The sequence below is a fragment of the Nocardioides sp. DN36 genome, from assembly GCF_055380375.1.
In genome coordinates this window covers 2,635,996-2,656,416 of sequence record NZ_AP043823.1, presented here as the reverse complement: position 1 = coordinate 2,656,416, position 20,421 = coordinate 2,635,996, and the positions used below count along the sequence as shown (strand labels likewise).

Genomic DNA, 20,421 nt, shown 5'->3' with positions numbered 1-20,421 from the left:
GAGCCGGCGCTCGTTGACGGTGCTGACGGCGCCCCGGGCGGTCGACCTGCGCCGACTCGGCGTGTCCCCGGTCGTCTCGCTACGCTCGGTCCCATGGACGCGATTTCTTTCCCGCCGGCTCCCATCAACGAGCCGAACCTGACCTACGCGCCGGGCAGCCCCGAACGGGAGGCCCTGCTCGCGGAGATCGAGACCCTCCAGGGCACCCAGCACGACCTCCAGGCCCACATCGGCGGCAGCTGGCGCGCCGGCGGCGGCGCCGAGATCGAGGTCGTGCAGCCGCACGACCACCAGCACGTGCTGGGCGTCCTGCGGAACTCCACGACCGCCGACGCCAAGGACGCCGTCCAGGCGGCCACCGAGGCGGCGCCGGCCTGGCGGGCGATGCCGTTCGACGAGCGCTGCGCGATCCTGCTCAAGGCCGCCGACCTGCTCGCCGGCCCGTGGCGCCAGCGGCTCAACGCCGCGACCGTGCTGGGCCAGTCGAAGACGGCCTTCCAGGCCGAGATCGACAGCGCCTGCGAGCTGATCGACTTCTGGCGTTTCAACGTCCACTACGCCAAGCAGATCCTCACCGACCAGCCGATCGCGAACAGCCCCGGCATCTGGAACCGCACCGACCACCGCCCGCTCGAGGGCTTCGTCTACGCGATCACGCCGTTCAACTTCACCGCGATCGCCGGCAACCTGCCCACCGCCCCGGCGCTGATGGGCAACACGGTCATCTGGAAGCCCTCGCCGACCCAGCAGCTCGCCGCGCACCTGACCATGCAGCTGCTGGAGGAGGCCGGGATGCCCCCGGGCGTCATCAACATGCTGCCCGGTGACGGCCTCGACGTCTCCGAGGTCGCGCTCGCGCACCCGGACCTCGCCGGCATCCACTTCACCGGCTCGACCCCGACCTTCCAGCACCTGTGGCGCACGGTCGGCAACAACATCACCTCCTACCGCTCCTACCCGCGCATCGTGGGCGAGACCGGCGGCAAGGACTTCATCGTCGCGCACCCCTCGGCCGACCCCGACGTGCTGGTGACCGCGATGATCCGCGGCGCCTTCGAGTTCCAGGGCCAGAAGTGCTCGGCCGCCTCGCGTGCGTACGTCGCCCGCTCGGTGTGGGACAGGATCAAGGACCGCCTGGTCGCCGAGACCGAGGCGATCGCCATGGGCGACGTGCGGGACCTCTCGAACTTCATGGGCGCGGTCATCGACCGGCGCGCGTTCGACAAGCACCGGGCCGCGATCACCCGCGCCCACGAGTCCTCGAGCCTCGAGGTCATCGCGGGCGGCACGGTCGACGACTCCGAGGGCTTCTTCGTGCGCCCGACCATCGTCGAGACCTCCGACCCGACCGACGAGATGTTCAAGACCGAGTACTTCGGCCCGATCCTCGCCGTGCACGTCTACGACGACGCCGACTTCGAGAAGGTCGTCGCGCAGATGGAGTCGTTCGCGCCGTACGCCCTGACCGGCGCGATCATCGCCCAGGACCGCTCCGCGATCGCCTGGGCGCGCAAGGAGCTGCGCTTCGCGGCCGGCAACTTCTACATCAACGACAAGCCGACCGGCGCCGTCGTCGGCCAGCAGCCCTTCGGTGGCGGCCGCGCCAGCGGCACCAACGACAAGGCCGGCGCCGCGGTCAACCTGCTGCGCTGGACCAGCCCGCGCTCCATCAAGGAGACGTTCGTCCCGCCGACGGACTACCGCTACCCCTACATGGGCTGATCGCGGGCTGTCGGAGTCACCGGGGAACCGGCGATTCCTGACGTTCTCAGCCGCTTGATGTCTAGCGGTGAGTGCGACACCTGAGGAGGTGTCGTTCATGGCCGGTGGTCGCCCGCCGTTCCCACGAGAGGTTCGTCGTCGGTTCTGGCTCGGGATCGCGGCCGGGCTGGGGCGGTACGACGCGGCCCTGGCCGCGGGCGTGTCGCGGGCCTCGGCGGATCTGTGGTTCAGCCAGCGTGGCGGGGTGATCCCAGCCAATGCCCGGTCCTACGGCTCACCGGCGAGGTCGCCCGCCCCGCAGGGTCGGCGATTGTCGATGTCAGATCGGGAAGAGATCGCCCACTTGCATGCCGCCGGGCTGACGCCCGCCCAGATCGCGGAGGAGATCGGGTTCGACCGCTCCACGGTCTACCGCGAGCTGAACCGTGGACGTACGCCGTCGGCCCGATACCGTGCCAGTGTTGCCCAGGCCCGGGCCGACGAGCGGGCCCAGCGCCCCAAGCCGGCCAAGCTGGCGACCAACCTGCGGTTGCGGCGTGAGGTTCAAGACCGGTTGGCCCGCAACCACAGTCCCCGGCAGATCGCCCGGCGGCTGCGGGTGGACCTTCCCGACGATCCGGAGATGTGGGTGTCGCACGAGACGATCTACCAGGCGCTCTACGTGCAGTCCCGGGGCGGGCTGAGGCGCGAGCTGGCCAAGCACCTGCGCACCGGCCGGACGCTGCGCAAGCCGCAACGCCACCGCGAGGGACAGCAGCAACGGGCGCCCCGATTCCCGGGCATGGTGATGATCAGCGAACGACCCCCCGAGGTCGCCGACCGGGCGGTGCCCGGCCACTGGGAGGGCGACTTGATCATGGGCAAGGACAACGCCTCCGCGATCGGCACCCTGGTGGAACGAACGACCCGGTTCGCGATGCTGCTGCACCTGCCGACCGGCTGGGACGCCGAGGTTGTCGCCGAGGCCATGATCGCGAAGATGCTCACCCTGCCCGAGCAGCTGCGCCGCTCGCTGACCTGGGACCAGGGCAAGGAGATGGCCAGCCACGCCCGGATCGCCCTCGCGACCGGCCTGGACATCTACTTCTGCGACCCCCACTCACCCTGGCAGCGAGGCTCCAACGAGAACACCAACGGGCTCCTGCGCCAGTACTTCCCCAAGGGCACCGACCTGTCCTTCTGGGGGCCCGGCTACCTCGACACCGTCGCCGCCGAGCTCAATGGCCGTCCCCGCGAGACCCTGAGCTGGGCCACCCCGGCCGAAGCGCTCGACCGGCTACTCTCAGACCCCAACAAACCAGGTGGTGTCGCACTCACCGGTTGAAATCACCCCGTTGCAACACCCGAGAACGTCAGGAGTCACCGGTGAACCGGTGACTCAGCCAGTGGCACCTACGACGAAGCCCCGCCGGTGAACCGGCGGGGCTTCGTCGTACATAGGGTCCGGTCGGCCGGACTCAGCCGTCCAGCGACGGGTAGTCGGTGTAGCCCTCGGCGCCGCCACCGTAGAAGGTGTCGGGGTTCGGCTCGTTGAGCTCCGCGCCGGTCTCCCAGCGGCGGGGCAGGTCGGGGTTGGCCAGGAACAGCCGGCCCACGGCCACAGCGTCGGCGAGGTCCTCGTCGAGGATCGCCTGCGCCGACTCGCGGGTGGTGATCTCCCCGAAGCCGTCGTTGGCGATGACGACGCCGCCGAAGTCCTTGCGTAGCCGCTGCACGAGGTCCTCGCGCGGGTCGGCGAGGATCGAGAGGTAGGCCAGGCCCAGCGGGGCGATGGCCTCGATCAGGGTGGAGTACGTCGCCGCGACGTCGGCCGGGTCGGTCTCGGTCGCGCCCTGGATGTTGTGGGCGGGGGAGATCCGGATGCCGACCCGCTCGGGGCCGATGGCCTCGGCGACGGCGCGGGTGACCTCGATGGCGAACCGGGCCCGGTGGGCGGGGGAGCCGCCGTACTCGTCGTCGCGCTGGTTCGAGCCCGGCGCGAGGAACTGGTGGATGAGGTAGCCGTTCGCGGCGTGCACCTCGACGCCGTCCAGGCCGGCCTCGACGGCGTTCCGGGCCGCCTGGACGTACTCCTCGACGACGCCCGGGATCTCGTCGAGCTCCAGCGCGCGCGGGACCGGGTGCGGCTTCATGCCGTCCGCGGTGAACATCTCGTTCGGCGCGGCCAGCGCGCTCGGGGCGACGGTCTCGAGGCCGTGCTTGTTGTCGGGGTGGGCGACCCGGCCGGCGTGCATGAGCTGGGCGACGATGCGGCCACCGCGCTCGTGGACCGCGTCGGCGACGCGGCGCCAGCCGGCGACCTGCTCGACGCTGTGCAGGCCGGGGGTGTTCAGGTAGCCCTGGCCCACGGCGCTGGGCTGGGTGCCCTCGGTGATGATCAGGCCGGCGGTCGCGCGCTGCGCGTAGTACTCCACGGCCAGGTCGCCGGGCACGCCCTCGCCGTCCGCGCGGTTGCGGGTCAGCGGCGCCATCACGAGGCGGTTGGGGAGGGTCCAGCTCTTGACGGTCAGGCTGTCGAAAAGGTCAGGCATGGGGCAACAGGCTCCTCGTACGTCCGGGGATCGTTGAACTCTTGATCAACACCTACCCCGGACGTGCCATTCCGGAACCCGGCGGTGAGGAGTCTCACCGTGGCGCGCGAGAATGGTCCGGTGACTCCTCCCGTGACGGCCCTGCACATGGGGGCGCTGCACCCCGTCGAGCAGCTGCTCACGGTGCTGCTGGCGTTCGGGCCGTTCCTGGTCCTGGCTGCCGTCGTCGTCGTACGCCGCCGCCAGGACGGCGTCGAGAGCGCGCGCGAGCAGGATGCGGCCGGGCCGGACCCGGCCGGGCAGACCCGGGACGAGCGGGTTCAGCGCGACAGGTAGTCGCGCCCCACCTTGTTCTCGGCCTTCAGCGCCTTGAGCAGCAGCTCGGAGATCAGCCCCTCGATCTTGCCGCCGACCAACGGGATGCCGACCTTGATGTCGAGGTTCACCGCGTGCACCGTCGGGCCACCGGAGTCGTCGAGGCGTCCGGTGCCCGCCATCTCCCCGGGCTTGCCGGGGATGGTGACGTGGATCCGGCTGGCGTCCATCGTGGCCCAGGTCTCGCGCTGGACGATGTTGATCTCGTCGCCCACGAACTTGCTGGCGAACGACGGGATCCCCCGCGCGGCCTGGACCTGGTCGATGACGACCTCCATGCCGCCTCCGGACCGCTCGACCGTGACCGTGCGGCGCAGCACCCGCTGGTAGTCGCACACCTCCTCGCGGAAGGCCGGGTCGGCCAGCATCGCCGCGACCGCGTCGGCCGGGGCGTCGTAGACGAGCTCGTGGGTCAGTCGCTTCGCCATCTCAGTGCTCTCCCTTCAACCACGGCACACCGACGCCGTGCTCGGCGTCCATGCCCGCGCGGATCTTCTCGGCCATCAGCTTCTCCAGCTCGCCGCCGACGATCGGGACCTTGACCTTCACGTCCAGCTCCACGATCTCGCGGGTGCCCGAGCCCTCGGGACGCAGGGTGATGGTCCCGGAGACCTCGGTGGGCTTGCCCGGCGCCTCGATGCGCAGCGTGCCGCCCGTCGAGTCGGCCCACTCCTCGCGCTGGATCGCGCGGGTGGAGTCCCCGGCGAAGGTCCGGGCGAACGACGGCAGGTCGTCGGTGCGCTGGAGCTGGTCGACGACGAGCGAGAAGCCGTTGCCGGTCCGGTCGAGGCGCACCTCGGCGGAGATCACGTCCTGCGCGTCGCAGGCGGCCTCGCGGAACTTGGGGTCGGCCAGCATCGCGAACACCTGGTCGGGGCCGGCGTCGTAGACGAGCTCGTGTCGGAACAGCATGCCGCACATCATGGCCCACCCGGGAGGACTAGCGTGCACGCCCATGAGTGAATCGTTCGTCTCCTTCGGGGAGCAGGGTGCGCAGCTGACCTACGGCAGCTACCTGCGACTGCCCCAGCTCCTGGACTCCCAGCACCTGGAGTCCGACCCGCCCGCGCACGACGAGCTGCTCTTCATCACCATCCACCAGGTCTACGAGCTGTGGTTCAAGCAGCTGCTGCACGAGGTCGTCGCCGCGCGGGACGCGATGGCCGGCGGTGTGGACGGTGGCCGGCTGTGGTGGGCCCAGCACCTGCTGGCCCGCGTGCACGTCATCGAGCGGGTGCTGGTCCAGCAGGTCGACGTGCTGGAGACGATGACCCCGCAGGACTTCCTGGAGTTCCGGCAGCGGCTGGCCCCGGCGAGCGGGTTCCAGTCCGTGCAGTTCCGCGAGCTCGAGTTCCTGTCCGGCGCCAAGGACCCGTCGTACGTCCGCCGCTTCCGCGGCCTGACCGACGCCGAGGAGGAGCGCCTCGCCGCCCGGCTCGAGGAGCCCTCGCTCTGGGACGCGTTCCTGGAGGTGCTGCGGTCGTTCGGTCTCGCCGCCGGCACGGACGAGGAGGTCTCCGCGTCGCTGCGCACCGCCGCCCACGACCGGGACCGGTACGCCGTCGTCTGGGCGCTCGCGGAGGCGCTGTTGCAGCACGACGAGCTCGCGGCGAGCTGGCGCGCACGCCACGTCGTGATGGTCGAGCGGATGATCGGCAGCAAGTCGGGGACCGGCGGGTCCAGCGGCGCCGGCTACCTGCGCTCGCGCATCCCGCTGCGCTACTTCCCGCTGCTGTGGGACCTGCGTTCGGAGCTCTGAACGCACCCGGGGCACACCCGGGGCACACCCGGGGCACACCCGGGGGCACCCGCCGGGCAGACCCGCGGGCAACACGCTCCACCCCGTGTTGGCGAGGTCACAGCGCGAGTCCTAGGGTCGGGGTGTGTCAACGACGACGCTGGATCACGACAAGTCCGCGCTCCTCGCGAAGGCCATCGACCTGGCCCTCGCCCGCAAGGGCTCGGGGGGCCCGCCGCACGACCAGGTGAAGAGCCTGCTCAAGGCCTACTACCGCCACGTCGCCCCCGAGGACGTCCTCGAGCGCACCGACGTCGACATCTACGGCGCGCTGGCCTCGCACTGGAAGCTCGCCGCGAACCGGCCGCAGGGCACCGCGCAGGTGCGGGTGTTCACCCCGACCCTCGGCGAGCACGGCTGGTCCTCGGGCGGCCACTCGGTCGTCGAGGTCGTCATCGACGACATGCCCTTCCTGGTCGACTCGCTGACGATGGAGCTCTCGCGCCAGCTGCGCGACGTCCACGTCGTCATCCACCCGCACTTCGACGTGGTGCGCGACATCACCGGCGCGCTGCAGAGCGTGACGCCGGTCGCCGACGGCTCGCTCGAGCCACCGAGCGGCGCGGTCCGCGAGTCGTGGATGCACATCGAGATCGACCGGATCCGCGAGGGCGAGGACACCAGCGCGATCGAGGACGACGTGCAGCGCGTGCTGCGCGACGTCCGCGAGTCGGTCGAGGACTGGGAGAAGATGCACCTGCAGGTCATGGCGATCGTCGACGAGCTCGACACCGACCCGCCGCCGCTGGACCCCGAGGAGGTCCGTCAGGGCCGAGAGCTGCTGCAGTGGCTCGCCTCCGACCACTTCACCTTCCTCGGCTACCGCGAGTACAAGCTCGAGCGCGAGGGCGACGACGAGCTGCTGCGCGCCGTTCCCGGCACCGGCTACGGCATCCTGCGCGCCGACCAGGACATGTCGGCCTCGTTCGGCAAGCTGCCGGCGATGGTCAAGGCCAAGGCCCGCGAGAAGACCCTGCTGGTGCTGGCCAAGGCCAACTCCCGGGCGACGGTGCACCGGCCGGCCTACCTCGACTACGTCGGCGTCAAGAAGTTCGACGCCAACGGCGAGGTCGTCGGCGAGCGCCGCTTCCTCGGCCTCTACTCCAGCGCCGCCTACACCGAGTCCCTGACCCGGATCCCGCTGCTGCGCGAGAAGGCCGCGGCCGTGCTGAAGCGGATCGGCTTCGACCCGCGCAGCCACGCCGGCAAGGCGCTGATGGACACCCTCGAGACCTACCCGCGCGACGAGCTCTTCCACACCACGGTCGACGAGCTGGCGCCGATGGCCGAGGCCGCGATGCACGCGCGCGAGCGCCGCCAGGTGCGGATGTTCATCCGCCGCGACACCTACGGCCGCTACGTCTCGGTGCTGGTCTACCTGCCCCGCGACCGCTACAACACCAACGTCCGCGAGAAGTTCTCCCAGATCCTCAAGGACCGCCTCGGCGGCGAGTCGGTCGAGTTCAACGTCAGCGTCAACGAGTCCACGACCGCCCGGGTCCACTTCGTGGTGCACCCGCCCAAGGGCGGCACCATCGCCGACGTCGACACCGACGACCTCGAGAAGCGGCTGACCGACGCGTCGCGCTCCTGGCGCGACGACTTCACGACCGCGGTGATCGCGGAGTACGGCGAGGAGGTCGGCGCCGTCCTCGGCCGCCGCTACGTCGACTCCTTCCCCGAGGCCTACAAGGAGGACTTCGCGGCCCGCACCGGCTCGGTGGACCTCGGCCGGCTCGAGGCGATCCAGGGCGACGTCGGGATCGACCTGTCCCTCTACGAGCAGCTGGACGCCGGCCGCGGCGAGGCCCGGCTCAAGGTGTTCCGGATCGGGCCCGCCCTGTCGCTGTCGCAGATCCTGCCGATGCTGTCCTCGATGGGCGTCGAGGTCGTCGACGAGCGGCCCTACGAGCTCGAGGGCCTCCCGCGGCCGACGTACATCTATGAGTTCGGCCTGCGCTACGGCCGGGCCCTGCCCGCGCACTCGCGCGAGCTGTTCCAGGACGCGCTGCGCGCGGTGTGGGACGGCTTCAACGAGATCGACGGGTTCAACGCGCTGGTCCTCGGCGCCGGGCTGACCTGGCGCCAGGCGACGGTGCTGCGCGCGTACGCGAAGTACATGCGCCAGGGCAACTCGCCCTTCGCCCTCGACTACATCGAGGGCGCGCTGCGCAACAACGTCGACATCACCCGGCTACTCGTGCAGCTGTTCGAGGCGAGGTTCGAGCCCGGCCACAACGGGCTGGGTGCCGACGCCGAGGCGCGCACCGCGCGGATCGAGGCGATCGAGGAGAAGATCAACCGCGCCCTCACCGACGTGGCCAGCCTCGACCACGACCGGATCCTGCGCTCCTACCTGACCCACATCGGGGCGACGCTGCGCACCAACTACTTCCAGCCGCTCGACGACCACGACGGCGGCGGGGTGCGCTCCTACATCTCGTTCAAGCTCGAGCCGTCGGCGATCCCGGACCTGCCCGAGCCGCGCCCGAGGTTCGAGATCTTCGTCTACTCGCCGCGAGTCGAGGGCGTGCACCTTCGGTTCGGCTCCGTCGCCCGCGGCGGCCTGCGCTGGTCCGACCGCCGCGACGACTTCCGCACCGAGGTGCTGGGGCTGGTCAAGGCGCAGATGGTGAAGAACACCGTGATCGTGCCGGTGGGCGCCAAGGGCGGCTTCTTCTGCAAGCAGCTGCCCGACTCGAGCGACCGGGACGCGTGGCTGGCCGAGGGCATCGCCTGCTACAAGACCTTCATCTGCGGGCTGCTCGACATCACCGACAACCTCGTCGACGGCGAGACGGTGCCGCCGCGTGCGGTGGTGCGCCACGACGGCGACGACACCTACCTGGTGGTCGCGGCCGACAAGGGCACGGCGACCTTCTCCGACATCGCCAACGGGGTGGCCAAGGACTACGGCTTCTGGCTGGGCGACGCGTTCGCCAGCGGCGGCTCGGTCGGCTACGACCACAAGGCGATGGGCATCACCGCCCGGGGCGCCTGGGTCTCGGTCCAGCGCCACTTCCGGGAGCGCGGCATCGACTGCCAGGCCGAGGACTTCACCGCGGTCGGCATCGGTGACATGTCCGGCGACGTGTTCGGCAACGGACTGCTGTGCTCGGAGCACACCCGCCTGGTCGCGGCGTTCGACCACCGCGACATCTTCGTCGACCCGACCCCGGACGCGGCGACGTCGTTCGCCGAGCGGCGGCGACTCTTCGACCTGCCCCGGTCGAGCTGGCAGGACTACGACCGGTCGCTGATCTCCGCCGGTGGCGGCGTCTGGCCGCGATCGCTGAAGTCGATCCCGATCGGCAAGGAGATCCGGACTGCGCTCGGCCTGGAGGACGGCGTCACGGCGATGACGCCCGCCGAGCTGATGAAGGCGATCCTCAAGGCGCCGGTGGACCTGCTGTGGAACGGCGGCATCGGCACCTACGTCAAGGGCGCCGACGAGTCCCACGCCGATGCAGGGGACAAGGCCAACGACCCGATCCGCATCAACGGCCGCGAGCTGCGTGCCAAGTGCGTCGGTGAGGGCGGCAACCTCGGCTTCACCCAGCTCGGCCGCATCGAGTACGCCCTGCTCGGCGCGGAGCGCCAGGGCGGGCGGATGAACACCGACTTCATCGACAACTCGGCGGGCGTGGACACCTCCGACCACGAGGTCAACATCAAGATCCTGCTCGACCGGGTGGTCAAGGACGGCGACCTGACCGAGAAGCAGCGCAACAAGCTGCTGGCCGACATGACCGACGAGGTCGGGCAGCTGGTGCTGCGCGACAACTACGAGCAGAACCTCGCGCTCGCCAACGCGGCCGCGCACGCCCCCTCGCTGCTGCACGTGCACGAGGACTGGATGCGCCGCCTCGAGCGCGCCGGTGTGCTGAACCGCGAGCTCGAGGGGCTGCCCAGCACCCGCGCCGTACGACGCCGGCTCGAGCGCGGCGAGGGGCTCACCGTCCCGGAGCTCTCGGTGCTGCTCGCCTGGACGAAGATCGTGCTGGCCGAGGAGCTCGTGTCCTCCGACCTGCCCGACGACCCCTACCTCGACATCGACCTGCGGGCCTACTTCCCGACGCTCATGCGCGAGCGCTTCGAGACCCAGATCGAGGCGCACCCGCTGCGCCGCGAGATCATCGTGACCCAGGTGGTCAACGACCTGGTCAACGGTGCCGGCATGACCTTCTGGCCGCGGCTGGAGGGGGAGACCGGTGCTACCGCGGCGGAGCTCACCCGCGCGAACTTCGTGGCCCGCGAGATCTTCGCGTCGCTGCCGCTGCGCCAGGAGCTCAGCACCCACGACAACGTGCTCGACGCCGGGGTCCAGACCCGGATGCGCCTGGAGATGCGCACCCTGGTCGAGCGGGCCTCGCGCTGGCTGGTGTCGAACCGGCGCCCGCCGCTGGACAGCCACGGCACCGTCGAGTTCTTCGCCGGACCGGTCCAGCGGGTGATGGAGCAGCTGCCCGACCTGATGATCGGGCGCGAGCAGACGGCGTACCAGAACCGGCGCGACCGGCTGGAGAAGTCCGGCGTCCCGCAGGAGCTGGCGTCGCGGGTCGCGGTGCTGCCGCCGGCCTACATGCTCCTCGGCATCGTCGAGATCGCCGTGCGCGAGGACCTCGAGCCGGCCGAGGTGGCGCGGCTGCACTTCGCCCTGGGCGAGCGGCTGGGCCTGCCCGCCCTGGTGCAGCGGATCCTCTCGCTGCCGCGCGAGGACCGCTGGCAGACGATGGCCCGGGCGGCGCTGCGCGACGACCTGCACGCCGTCCACGCCCAGCTCACCGCCCAGGTGCTGTCGGTGACCTCGGCGGACGACTCCGCGCCGGCGCGGGTCGCGACCTGGGAGGACCTCGACAGCGTGGTCGTGCCGCGGGCGGCGTCGACGCTGGAGGAGATCTGCGCCGACGAGTCGGCCGACCTTGCCCGGCTCTCGGTGGGGCTGCGCGTCGTGCGCGGGCTGCTGGCGACCGGCTGAGCCGGCGCCCGTCGGAGGAAGTCCGTCGGCGAAAGGCAGGGCGCCGGGACAACCCGTCGCCCTGCTCGGCACATCTGGAGGGCATGAGAGCACTGACCGTGTCGTCGCCGAGCGGCGCCGCACCGACGGGGGAGGGCCGGATGGCCGCCGACGAGGAGTTCGCGGAGTTCTTCACCGCGACCTGGCCTCGGCTGTTCCGGACCGCGGTCGCCATCACCGGTGACGCCGCGGCCGCCGAGGACGCGCTGCAGACCGCGTACGCCAAGGCGTTCGCGTCGTGGCGGCGGGTCGCGTCCGCGGACCACCCCGAGGCCTACGTCCGCAGGATGGTCGTCAACGAGATCCTGGCCGGCCGCCGGCACGGGTGGGGGCGCCGGGAGCGCCCCTCGGAGTCCGTGGAGCCGGCGACGCCCGTCGCCTCGCCGGAGCACCAGGTGGTGGTCCACGGGGCACTGTGGCCGGCGGTCCGGCAGCTGCCCGTCCGGCAGCGGGCGGTCATCGTGCTGCGCTACTACGAGGACCTCTCCGAGCGGGAGATCGCGGCGGTGCTCGGCTGCAGCCAGGGGACCGTGAAGTCCCAGGCCTCCGCCGCCCTCGCCAACCTCCGGCGCCACGGCGCCCTCCAGGACGGAGCCGACGCATGAGCACCACCGACCTTCGCCGCGCCCTCGATGCGGACCTGTCCGCCGTCGTGCCCCCTCCGGGGGACCTCGCCCGTGCCGTCCGGGAGGGCGGCCGGATCCGGCGCCGCCGCCGGGCCACCGCACTCGCCGGCGGGGTCGCGTCCGTGGCCGCCGTCGCGGTCCTGACGGCTCAGCTGACGGGCGGCCAGCCGCTGGTCGGCCCGCAGCCGGTCGCCCCGCTCGGCCGGCTTGACTTCTCCGAGGGCCTGCGGGCCTACGCCGCCCCGGGGGCGGAGATCCACCTCGGCGGTCGCACGTTCCCCGGCGCCCGGCTGCGGTTCCTGGACACCGACGCGACGGCGACGCCGTACGGCGTGGTGTTCTACGACGCCGGCGTGCCTCGGCTGCTCGACGAGTCCGGGAAGGTCACCGACCTCGAGAGCGACGCCGACACCGGGACCTTCCACCCCACCGCGAAGGTGGACGCCCAGGGGCCGCTGGTCGCCTACGGGGCGGTGCTCGGCGGTCAGCTGACCGTGACCGTCCGGGACCTCGCCACCGACCGGGTGGTCGCCCGCCACGACGTGGGGAGCGGCACGGTCATCGACGGTCTCGACGGCGGCGTCGTGCTCCTGCGCACCTCCGACGGCACGACGGCCTGGGACACGCGCACCGACGAGGTCCGCCCGCTGGCGGGGCCGCGGACCCGCGTGGCCGACGTGCGCAACGGCGTGCTGCTCTACACCGGGCCGGCACCCGACGCCGAGGCGGCCGCGGACTACCGCCTGGTCCCGGGCGCCATCGATGCGCAGCTCACCTACGACGGCCGCCACGTCCTCTACTGGTCGAGTCGGCTCGCGCCCACCGACGGCGGCCGGCCGGTCGTGCTCGACCGCGGCGACACCGGGAAGGGGCCGGCCTACGGCTGGTGGGCGATCGACACCGACGGCTCGGTGCTGACCGCGGTGCCGGGGCGTGGCTCGAGGAGCACGGTCTACGACTGCGAGGTGCCCTCCGGGCACTGCGTCGAGCTCGGTCCGCTGAGGACCCTGCACGGGGACCCGATGTTCATCGGGGTCGACATGTAGCGCAGTCCCCGCCGAGACGTCATGCGGATCGTGGCCCCAAGGCCTCATTCCGTACGACGTTGCCCGGATGACGTTGTTCGGCCCTAGGGTGCACACGTGACCGACCTGAGCAGGACCGACAGCAGGATCGACGTGGCCGAGACCGTGCGCCGCACCACCGCGGGGGAGCTCACCGCCCGGAGCGCGGTCGACGAGGCCCTGGCCCGGATCGCGGCACAGGACCCGCCGCTGAACGCCTTCTCCGTGGTGCTGGCCGACGAGGCTCGGGCGGAGGCCGACGCGCGCGACGCGCTGCTCGCCGGGGGCGGCACGCCGGGCCCGCTGCACGGCGTGCCTATCGCCATCAAGGAGGAGGTCGACGTCGCCGGCACGGTGACGACGTTCGGCGGCGACGCCAACGCGACCCCGGTCGCTGCCGACGCCGAGATCGTGCGCCGTCTGCGCGCCGCCGGCGCCGTCGTCGTGGGCAAGACGACGATGCCGGAGTTCGGGGCGTTCCCCTACACCGAGTCCGCCTCCCGGGGCGTCACCCGCAACCCGTGGGACCGCACCCGGACACCGGGCGGCTCCAGCGGCGGCACCGCCGTCGCCGTCTCGTCCGGCATGGTCCCCGTGGGCATCGGCGGCGACGGGGGCGGGTCCATCCGGATCCCCAGCGCCTGCTGCGGACTCTTCGGTCTCAAGCCCCAGCGCGGCCGGGTGACGACGGCGCCGCACCCACACCTGTGGTGGGCGCTCGGCACCGCCGGACCCCTCACCCGCACGGTGCGCGACAGCGCGCTGGTCTACGACGTGATCCGCGGCAACGTCGAGGGCGACCTCTACCGGGCGGGCGGGGACGCGTCGTTCGTCGAGGCCGCCGGCCGCGAGCCGGGACGGCTGCGGATCGGCTGGACGACCAGGCCGGTCACCCTGGGCGTGCGCCCCGACCCGGTCCACGTCCGGGCGGTCGAGGCGACCGCCCGGCTCCTCTCCGACCTCGGGCACGACGTGCGCGAGGTCGACCCGCGCTACCCCGACCCGACCTCCGCGTTCGTCCCGCAGTTCTTCGCCGGCATCCGGTCCGAGGCCGAGCTCGTCGAGCACCGCGACCGGCTCGAGCGCCGGACCCGGGAGACCTGTCGCCTCGGCGGATGGGTGACGCCGAGGGTCCGCGACTGGGCGCTCCGCGAGACCGAGAAGGTGTCGGCGAAGGCCAACCGGGTCTTCGACGACGTGGACGTCCTGCTCACCCCCACCATCGCGCACCGACCGCCGCGCGTGGGGCGTCTCGACGGTGTCGGGACCGTGCGCGCCTCGCTGCGGGCGATGCCCGCGATCGCCTACGCGGCGCTCTGGAACGTCGCGGGCAACCCGGCCGCGGCCGTGCCGTGCGGCACCGGGCCGGACGGGCTGCCGACCTCCGTCCAGCTGGTGGGCCGCACGGACGACGAGGCCACGCTCTTCTCGCTCTCCGCGCAGCTCGAGGCGGCCCGCCCCTGGCCGCTGCTGGCGGGGGAGCGGCTACCAAAGACGGGGTCCCCGGCACCGGAAAGTCTGTCGAGGCCGGGGTTCCGACTGCCCTAGGGTCCGGCGGGTGGGAGCGATCGAAGTTGTCGAGCTGGCGCTGGCCTACGGCGAGCTGAGGGCCGTCGACGGGGTGAGCCTCGACGTGGGCGAGGGCGAGTTCGTCGGGATCCTGGGGCCGAACGGCGCCGGCAAGACGACGACGTTGGAGATGATCGAGGGATTGCGCCGGCCGGACTCGGGAACGGTGCGGGTGCTGGGGGAGAGCCCCTGGCCGCGCAACCCCGCGCTGCTCCCGCGGATCGGCGTCCAGCTGCAGGCCTCGTCGTTCTTCGAGCGACTCACCGCGCGCGAGCAGCTGCACACCTTCGCGGCGTTGTACGGCGTCGACGCCCGGCGTGCCGACGACTGGCTCGAGCGGGTCGGGCTGGTCGAGAAGGCCGACACCCGGGTGGAGAACCTGTCCGGGGGCCAGGCCCAGCGCCTGTCCATCGCCTGCGCCCTGGTGCACGACCCCGAGGTCGTCTTCCTCGACGAGCCCACCGCCGCGCTGGACCCCCAGGCTCGCCGCAACCTGTGGGACCTGCTCGCGGGCCTCAACGACTCCGGTCGCACCGTCGTGCTCACCACCCACTACATGGACGAGGCCGAGGTGCTCTGCGACCGGGTCGCGATCATGGACCACGGGAGGGTGCTGCGCTTCGACACGCCCGCGGCCCTGGTGCGCGGGCTGGACGCGCCGGTCCGGATCACCGTGGCGGCCGGCCAGCTCGGCGAGCAGGAGGGCAGGGCGCTGCCCGCCGTGAGCGACGCACAGGCCACCCCCGACGGCCTGGTGCTCACCACGCGCGAGCCGGCGACCGTGGTGTCGCGCCTGGCCGCGCTCGACCGGCTCGACGGTGTCCAGGTGCACACCGGCACGCTCGAGGACGTCTTCCTCGACCTGACCGGCCGGGAGTACCGCGCATGAGCCCCGTGACGACCAACCGGCCCGCGGTCGCCCTGTCCGCCGCGATCCTGCGCGGCTTCTACCGCGACAAGGCCTCGGTCTTCTTCGCGCTGATCTTCCCCCTGATGTTCCTGGTGCTCTTCGGCGGCATCTTCGCCAACCAGACGCAGTCCAAGGTCGACCTGGTGCAGGTCGGTGACGTCGCCCTCGTCGACCAGCTCTCGGACGGCGCGAAGGAGGCGTGGGACGACACCTTCGACGTGACCCGCACCGACGACGCCGCCGCCGCGCTCCGCGAGGTCCGCAGGGGTGACGCCGACGTCGCCATCGAGATGCAGGGCAACACCCTGGTCGCGCACTACACGCAGACCGACCAGGTGAAGGCGGCCATCACCCAGGGCGCGCTCCAGGCGTTCGTGGACGGCACCAACGTCGCCCTGAGCGGCAACCCGCCGACGTACGCCCTGGAGACCGAGGCGGTCGAGGACGACTCGCTCGACACGATCCAGTTCGTGACGCCGGGCCTGCTCGGCTGGGCGATCGCGATGAGCGCGAGCTTCGGCGCGGCGGCGACGTTGCAGGGATGGCGGCAGAGCAAGCTGCTGCGTCGCCTCCAGCTGGCACCGGTGCCGACGCGCACCGTGGTCGGCGCCCGGATCGCGGTGACGGTCCTGATCGCCCTGGTCCAGATGGCGATCTTCCTGGGCCTCGGGAGCGCCGCGTTCGGGCTGCGACTCACCGGGTCGTGGTGGATGGCGCTGCCCTTGCTGGTGGTCGGCACGCTCTGCTTCATGTCGGTCGGGCTGCTCGCGGGCGCGCTCACCAAGACCCAGGAGGGGGCGGTCAACATGGCCAACTTCCTGGTCCTGCCGATGGCGTTCCTGAGCGGGTCCTTCTTCCCGCTCGACGGCGCTCCGGGCTGGCTGCAGACCGTGTCGCAGCTGATGCCGCTGCGACACCTCAACGACGGCATGCTGGACGTCATGGTGCGAGGCCAGGGACCCGCGGCAGCGCTGGTGCCGATGCTGGTCCTGGCCGCCTTCGCGACGGTGATCACCCTGGTCGCGGCGAGGCTCTTCAGGTGGGACACCGCGTAGTGGGTCTGCTGCTCCAGACACCGCGAGCCCGGGTGCGTCGCCTGCTGCGACGCATCACCGGTGACGCGGGCAGCCCGCTCGCGGGCCGGACCGTGCTCGTCACCGGCGCCTCGTCCGGCATCGGCGAGGCCACTGCGCTTGCCGTGGCCCGGACCGGCGCGACGGTGCTGCTGGTGGCCCGCCGGTCCGACGAGCTCGACCGGGTGCGGCGGCAGATCGAGGCGGGCGGCGGCCGCGCTGCGGCGTACTCCTGCGACCTGACCGACGGGGCTGCGGTCGATGCGTTGGTGCAGCGGGTGCTCGCCGAGCACGGTGCGGTCGACCACCTCGTCAACAACGCCGGGCGATCGATCCGGCGCTCGCTGCACCTGAGCCACGACCGCTTCCACGACTTCGAGCGGACCATGGCGGTCAACTACTTCGGCCCGGTGCGGCTCACCATGGGCCTGCTGCCGGCCATGCGCGCCCAGCGCTTCGGCCACGTCGTCAACATCGGCACCTGGGGCGTGCAGATGAAGGCGCCGAAGTTCGCGGCGTACATCGCCTCCAAGGCCGCGCTCGACACCTGGAGCCGGGTGGCGTCACGCGAGACCTACCGGGACGAGGTCACGTTCACGAACATGCGGTTCGCCCTGGTCCGCACCCCGATGGTGGCGCCGACCGAGGCGTACGCCGGCCGCCGCGCGCTCACGCCCGAGCAGGCCGCCGCGAAGGTGGTGCGCGCCCTGGAGGACCGCCCGATCACCGTGAACACCGCCGCCGGCAACGTCGGAGAGGTCCTCAACCTGGTTGCCCCGCGGCTCAGCGACGCCCTCTTCAGCAGGTTCGACCGGGCCTGGCCGGACTCCCGGGCCGCGCGCGGCGCCCGGGACTGACCCACCCCGGCGGACCCCTGCGGTAGGAGCATCGCGATCGCCGCCGTGACGTCGGCGAGGACGATCACCACGCGCAACAGCGTCGGGGGAGGTGGTCGCCCGGCACCGATGAGTCCCGGGCGCCCGCGAGGTCCACATGAGCAGGAGCCACGAGAGGAGATCCCCATGACCACGTTGCCCGGTGAGCCCTGCTGGATCGAGCTGTTCACCCCCGACACCGACGCCGCGGCCGACTTCTACGGAGGGCTGTTCGGCTGGACGGCCACCGAGCCCGACGAGGAGCACGGCGGCTACCGCATCTTCGAGCGTGACGGCGTCCCGGTGGCCGGGCTGATGCGCAACGACGGGTCGATGGGCGGACCGAGCACCTGGACGGTCTACCTGGCCACGACCGACGCGACCGCGCTGCTGGACCGGGCCCGGGCGGCCGGGGCGGAAGTGATCGCGGGCCCGATGCAGGTCGGCGACCTCGGCACCATGGGGGTCCTGGTCGACCCTGCGGGGGCGGCCGTCGGTGCCTGGCAGGCGCAGTCGTTCGCGGGCACCGGGGTCACGGCCCAGGACGGCGCACCGGCCTGGTACGAGACACTCAGCAAGGACTACGACGCCTCGGTGCGCTTCTACGCCGACGTCTTCGGCTGGGACGTGCACACGATGAGCGACACCCCCGAGTTCCGGTACACGACGCTGGGCGCGGACGAGCAGGCACGCGCGGGGATCATGGACGCCACCGCGATGCTCGGCGAGGACCCCTCCCGCTGGCAGTTCTACCTCCAGGTCGCGGACGCCGACGCGACCGCCGAGCGGGCCGATGCCGCCGGAGCCACCGTCGTGGTGCCGCCCGAGGACACGCCGTACGGCCGGCTCGCGGTGCTGCGCGACCCGGCCGGCGTCCAGTTCTGCCTGATGGGAGCGACCTCGCAGGGCTGAGGAGCCTGCCGACTCTCTCGAGGGTGCCGGCCGGTGAGCTCGCCGCATCCGCGGCACGGAACCGCCACGGCTCCTCCACACGGTCTCCAAGCCCGGTGGCGGCCGACGTTGGATCGTCGGAGCCATGGCACTCCACACCACCCGTCACGACGTCGTCGTCATCGGCGCCCGCTGCGCCGGCGCGAGCACCGCCCGGCTGCTCGCCGCGAGGGGGTACGACGTCGTCCTCCTCGAGCGGGCCGGCCTGCCCAGCGACACCCTGTCCACGCACGCCATCGCCCGGGGCGGGGTGGTCCAGCTGGCCCGCTGGGGGCTGCTGGACAAGGTGCTCGCCAGCGGTGCGCCGCCCGTCCGCCACGTGAGCTTCGCGTCCGAGGGGCAGGAACGCCGGGTGCAGGTGAAGGACCGCGCCGGCGTCGACCTCCTGCTCGCCCCCCGACGCACCGTGCTCGACGCGCTGCTCGCCGAGGAGGCGGTCGCCGCCGGGGCGGAGCTGCACACGGGGACCGCGGCCACGGGACTGCTGCGTGACGACCGCGGCCGGGTCTGCGGGGTGCTCGCCCGCGGCAGGACCGGTGCAGAGCACGCCTACCGCGCCCGACTGGTCGTGGGGGCGGACGGGCTGCGGTCGACCACCGCCCGCTGGGTGGATGCGCCGACCCGGCAGTACGTCGAGCCGCGGACGTCGACCTGGTACGCCCACGTCGGCGGGGTGGCCTGGGACGGCTTCGAGTTCCACATCGCCCCACGCGCCTTCGCCGGCGTCTTCCCCACCCACGACGGCCGGGCCTGCGTCTGGCTCTCGCGGCCGAGCCCGCTCCTCGAGCCCGTGCGGACCGCCGGGCCCGGACGGGGCCGTGCCCTCGTCGACGCCCTGCAGGAGATCGCTCCCACGGTCGCGGAACGTGTGCGCGGGGGGTGCGTGGACGGCCCGGTCCGGGGCGGCGTGGACCTGCCGGACCTGGTGCGGGTGCCGCACGGTCCGGGCTGGGCGCTGGTGGGGGACGCCGGCTACCACCGCGACCCCGTCACCGGGCACGGGATCACCGACGCGTTCCGGGACGCCGAGCTCCTCGCGGACGCCGCCGACGCGGTCCTGGTGGGGGACTCCTCCGAGAAGGAGGCGATGTGCGGCTACGCCCGCGCCCGCGACGCCGCCCTGGCGGAGACCTTCCGGCTGACCCGGGACCTGAAGGCCTACCCCCACCCCACCCGCTTCGTGGCGCTGCAGAAGCAGCTGAGCGAGGCCCTCGAACGTGAGGCGAGCGTGCTCGCCTCACGCCCGGCACCCGCCGGGCTGCAGGCGGCTCCCGCCGCCTGAGACATCCCCGTCACCACCACCTGGAGAGACACCATGACCATCACCGACAGCCACCACCTCAACGGCGTCGACACCGGCGGCCTGTTCGCCACCATCGGCGCGGTCCGGGGGCAGCCCGACCTGGGCCGCTTCCAGTTCCGCGCCATCACGGAGTGGGTCGACGGCACCTTCAACCGCACCACGATCGACGACTTCCACGGCGCCGGCACCGAGCATCGGCGGGCCGAGCCCTTCACCGTGGAGGCCGACCACCCGGCCGTGCTCGTCGGGCAGGACCGTGCCCCCACGCCGGCCGAGCACCTGCTGCAGGCCCTGGGTGCCTGCCTGATGAGCGGCCTGGCCAACATCGCCGCGGCCCGCGGCATCGAGCTGGGCGAGGTCACCGCCCGCGTCGAGGGCGACATCGACCTGCTGGGCATCCTCGGGCTGGACGAGACGGTCCGCAACGGGTTCGAGCAGGTGCGGGTCACCTTCCACGTGAGCGGCGACGCGGAGGCCGAGCAGCTGCGCGGACTCGTGCAGCAGGCCCGCGCCCGCTCCGCGGTGTACGACGTGATGACCCACGGAGTCCCCGTCGCCATCGACGTCGCCACCAGCCGGAGCTGATGGACGTGGTCGCGGGCGGCCG

The 20,421-nt window shown here is 72.3% G+C and carries 17 protein-coding genes; 14 read left to right on the top strand and 3 right to left on the bottom strand.

Going from position 1 to position 20,421, the window contains the following annotated elements; genetic code table 11:
- Nucleotides 1-93 precede the first annotated feature (93 nt).
- Both pruA and ACZ43H_RS13630 read left to right on the top strand, forming a co-directional pair.
- Nucleotides 94-1,722, top strand: coding sequence for an L-glutamate gamma-semialdehyde dehydrogenase (gene pruA, locus ACZ43H_RS13635; protein WP_464583595.1), 1,629 nt, complete (start codon nt 94-96; stop codon nt 1,720-1,722).
- Between the two features lie 97 nt (nt 1,723-1,819).
- A complete protein-coding gene (locus ACZ43H_RS13630) occupies nt 1,820-3,046 on the top strand; it encodes an IS30 family transposase (protein WP_464590821.1) in 1,227 nt (408 codons plus the stop codon).
- 133 nt (nt 3,047-3,179) lie between these two features.
- Here ACZ43H_RS13630 and ACZ43H_RS13625 read toward each other — a convergent pair whose 3' ends face one another.
- Entirely contained in the window at nt 3,180-4,253 is a 1,074-nt protein-coding gene (locus ACZ43H_RS13625; RefSeq protein WP_464583593.1) for an alkene reductase, read from the bottom strand.
- 120 nt (nt 4,254-4,373) lie between these two features.
- Here ACZ43H_RS13625 and ACZ43H_RS13620 point away from each other — a divergent pair, with 120 nt between their 5' ends.
- Nucleotides 4,374-4,589, top strand: coding sequence for a hypothetical protein (locus ACZ43H_RS13620; RefSeq protein WP_464583592.1), 216 nt, complete (start codon nt 4,374-4,376; stop codon nt 4,587-4,589).
- Here ACZ43H_RS13620 and ACZ43H_RS13615 read toward each other — a convergent pair.
- Together ACZ43H_RS13615 and ACZ43H_RS13610 are read right to left on the bottom strand one after the other, a co-directional pair.
- Nucleotides 4,574-5,056, bottom strand: a complete 483-nt coding sequence (locus ACZ43H_RS13615) for a DUF2505 domain-containing protein (protein WP_464583591.1) — start codon at nt 5,054-5,056, stop codon at nt 4,574-4,576. The genes ACZ43H_RS13620 and ACZ43H_RS13615 overlap by 16 nt on opposite strands.
- A gap of 1 nt (nt 5,057) precedes the next feature.
- Entirely contained in the window at nt 5,058-5,540 is a 483-nt protein-coding gene (locus ACZ43H_RS13610) for a DUF2505 domain-containing protein (protein ID WP_464583589.1), read from the bottom strand.
- Between the two features lie 43 nt (nt 5,541-5,583).
- Between ACZ43H_RS13610 and ACZ43H_RS13605 the strand changes: the two genes are divergently transcribed.
- From ACZ43H_RS13605 to ACZ43H_RS13555, 11 genes are all read left to right on the top strand, one after another.
- Nucleotides 5,584-6,387 (top strand): tryptophan 2,3-dioxygenase family protein, encoded by an 804-nt coding sequence (locus ACZ43H_RS13605; protein ID WP_464583587.1) that lies wholly within the window; start codon nt 5,584-5,586, stop codon nt 6,385-6,387.
- Between the two features lie 124 nt (nt 6,388-6,511).
- A complete protein-coding gene (locus ACZ43H_RS13600) occupies nt 6,512-11,404 on the top strand; it encodes an NAD-glutamate dehydrogenase (RefSeq protein ID WP_464583585.1) in 4,893 nt (1,630 codons plus the stop codon).
- Nucleotides 11,405-11,487: 83 nt separating this feature from the next.
- On the top strand, nt 11,488-12,048 hold the full coding sequence (locus ACZ43H_RS13595) for a SigE family RNA polymerase sigma factor (protein ID WP_464583583.1): 561 nt from the start codon (nt 11,488-11,490) through the stop codon (nt 12,046-12,048).
- Entirely contained in the window at nt 12,045-13,115 is a 1,071-nt protein-coding gene (locus ACZ43H_RS13590) for a hypothetical protein (protein ID WP_464583581.1), read from the top strand. The genes ACZ43H_RS13595 and ACZ43H_RS13590 overlap by 4 nt, the downstream gene beginning before the upstream one ends.
- A gap of 96 nt (nt 13,116-13,211) precedes the next feature.
- Entirely contained in the window at nt 13,212-14,681 is a 1,470-nt protein-coding gene (locus ACZ43H_RS13585; RefSeq protein WP_464583579.1) for an amidase, read from the top strand.
- Between the two features lie 10 nt (nt 14,682-14,691).
- Nucleotides 14,692-15,591: an ABC transporter ATP-binding protein gene (locus ACZ43H_RS13580; RefSeq protein ID WP_464583577.1), complete on the top strand. Its 900-nt coding sequence runs from the start codon at nt 14,692-14,694 to the stop codon at nt 15,589-15,591.
- On the top strand, nt 15,588-16,667 hold the full coding sequence (locus tag ACZ43H_RS13575) for an ABC transporter permease (RefSeq protein WP_464583575.1): 1,080 nt from the start codon (nt 15,588-15,590) through the stop codon (nt 16,665-16,667). The genes ACZ43H_RS13580 and ACZ43H_RS13575 overlap by 4 nt, the downstream gene beginning before the upstream one ends.
- Nucleotides 16,652-17,542 (top strand): SDR family NAD(P)-dependent oxidoreductase, encoded by an 891-nt coding sequence (locus tag ACZ43H_RS13570; RefSeq protein ID WP_464583573.1) that lies wholly within the window; start codon nt 16,652-16,654, stop codon nt 17,540-17,542. The genes ACZ43H_RS13575 and ACZ43H_RS13570 overlap by 16 nt, the downstream gene beginning before the upstream one ends.
- Nucleotides 17,543-17,707: 165 nt before the next feature.
- Nucleotides 17,708-18,472 carry a VOC family protein gene (locus ACZ43H_RS13565; protein WP_464583571.1) on the top strand — a complete coding sequence of 255 codons (765 nt, stop codon included), beginning with the start codon at nt 17,708-17,710 and terminating at the stop codon, nt 18,470-18,472.
- Between the two features lie 124 nt (nt 18,473-18,596).
- The gene (locus tag ACZ43H_RS13560; RefSeq protein WP_464583569.1) at nt 18,597-19,793 is read left to right on the top strand and encodes an FAD-dependent oxidoreductase; all 1,197 of its coding nucleotides are present in this window, start codon (nt 18,597-18,599) and stop codon (nt 19,791-19,793) included.
- A gap of 33 nt (nt 19,794-19,826) precedes the next feature.
- Nucleotides 19,827-20,399: an OsmC family protein gene (locus ACZ43H_RS13555; RefSeq protein ID WP_464583567.1), complete on the top strand. Its 573-nt coding sequence runs from the start codon at nt 19,827-19,829 to the stop codon at nt 20,397-20,399.
- Nucleotides 20,400-20,421 lie beyond the last annotated feature (22 nt).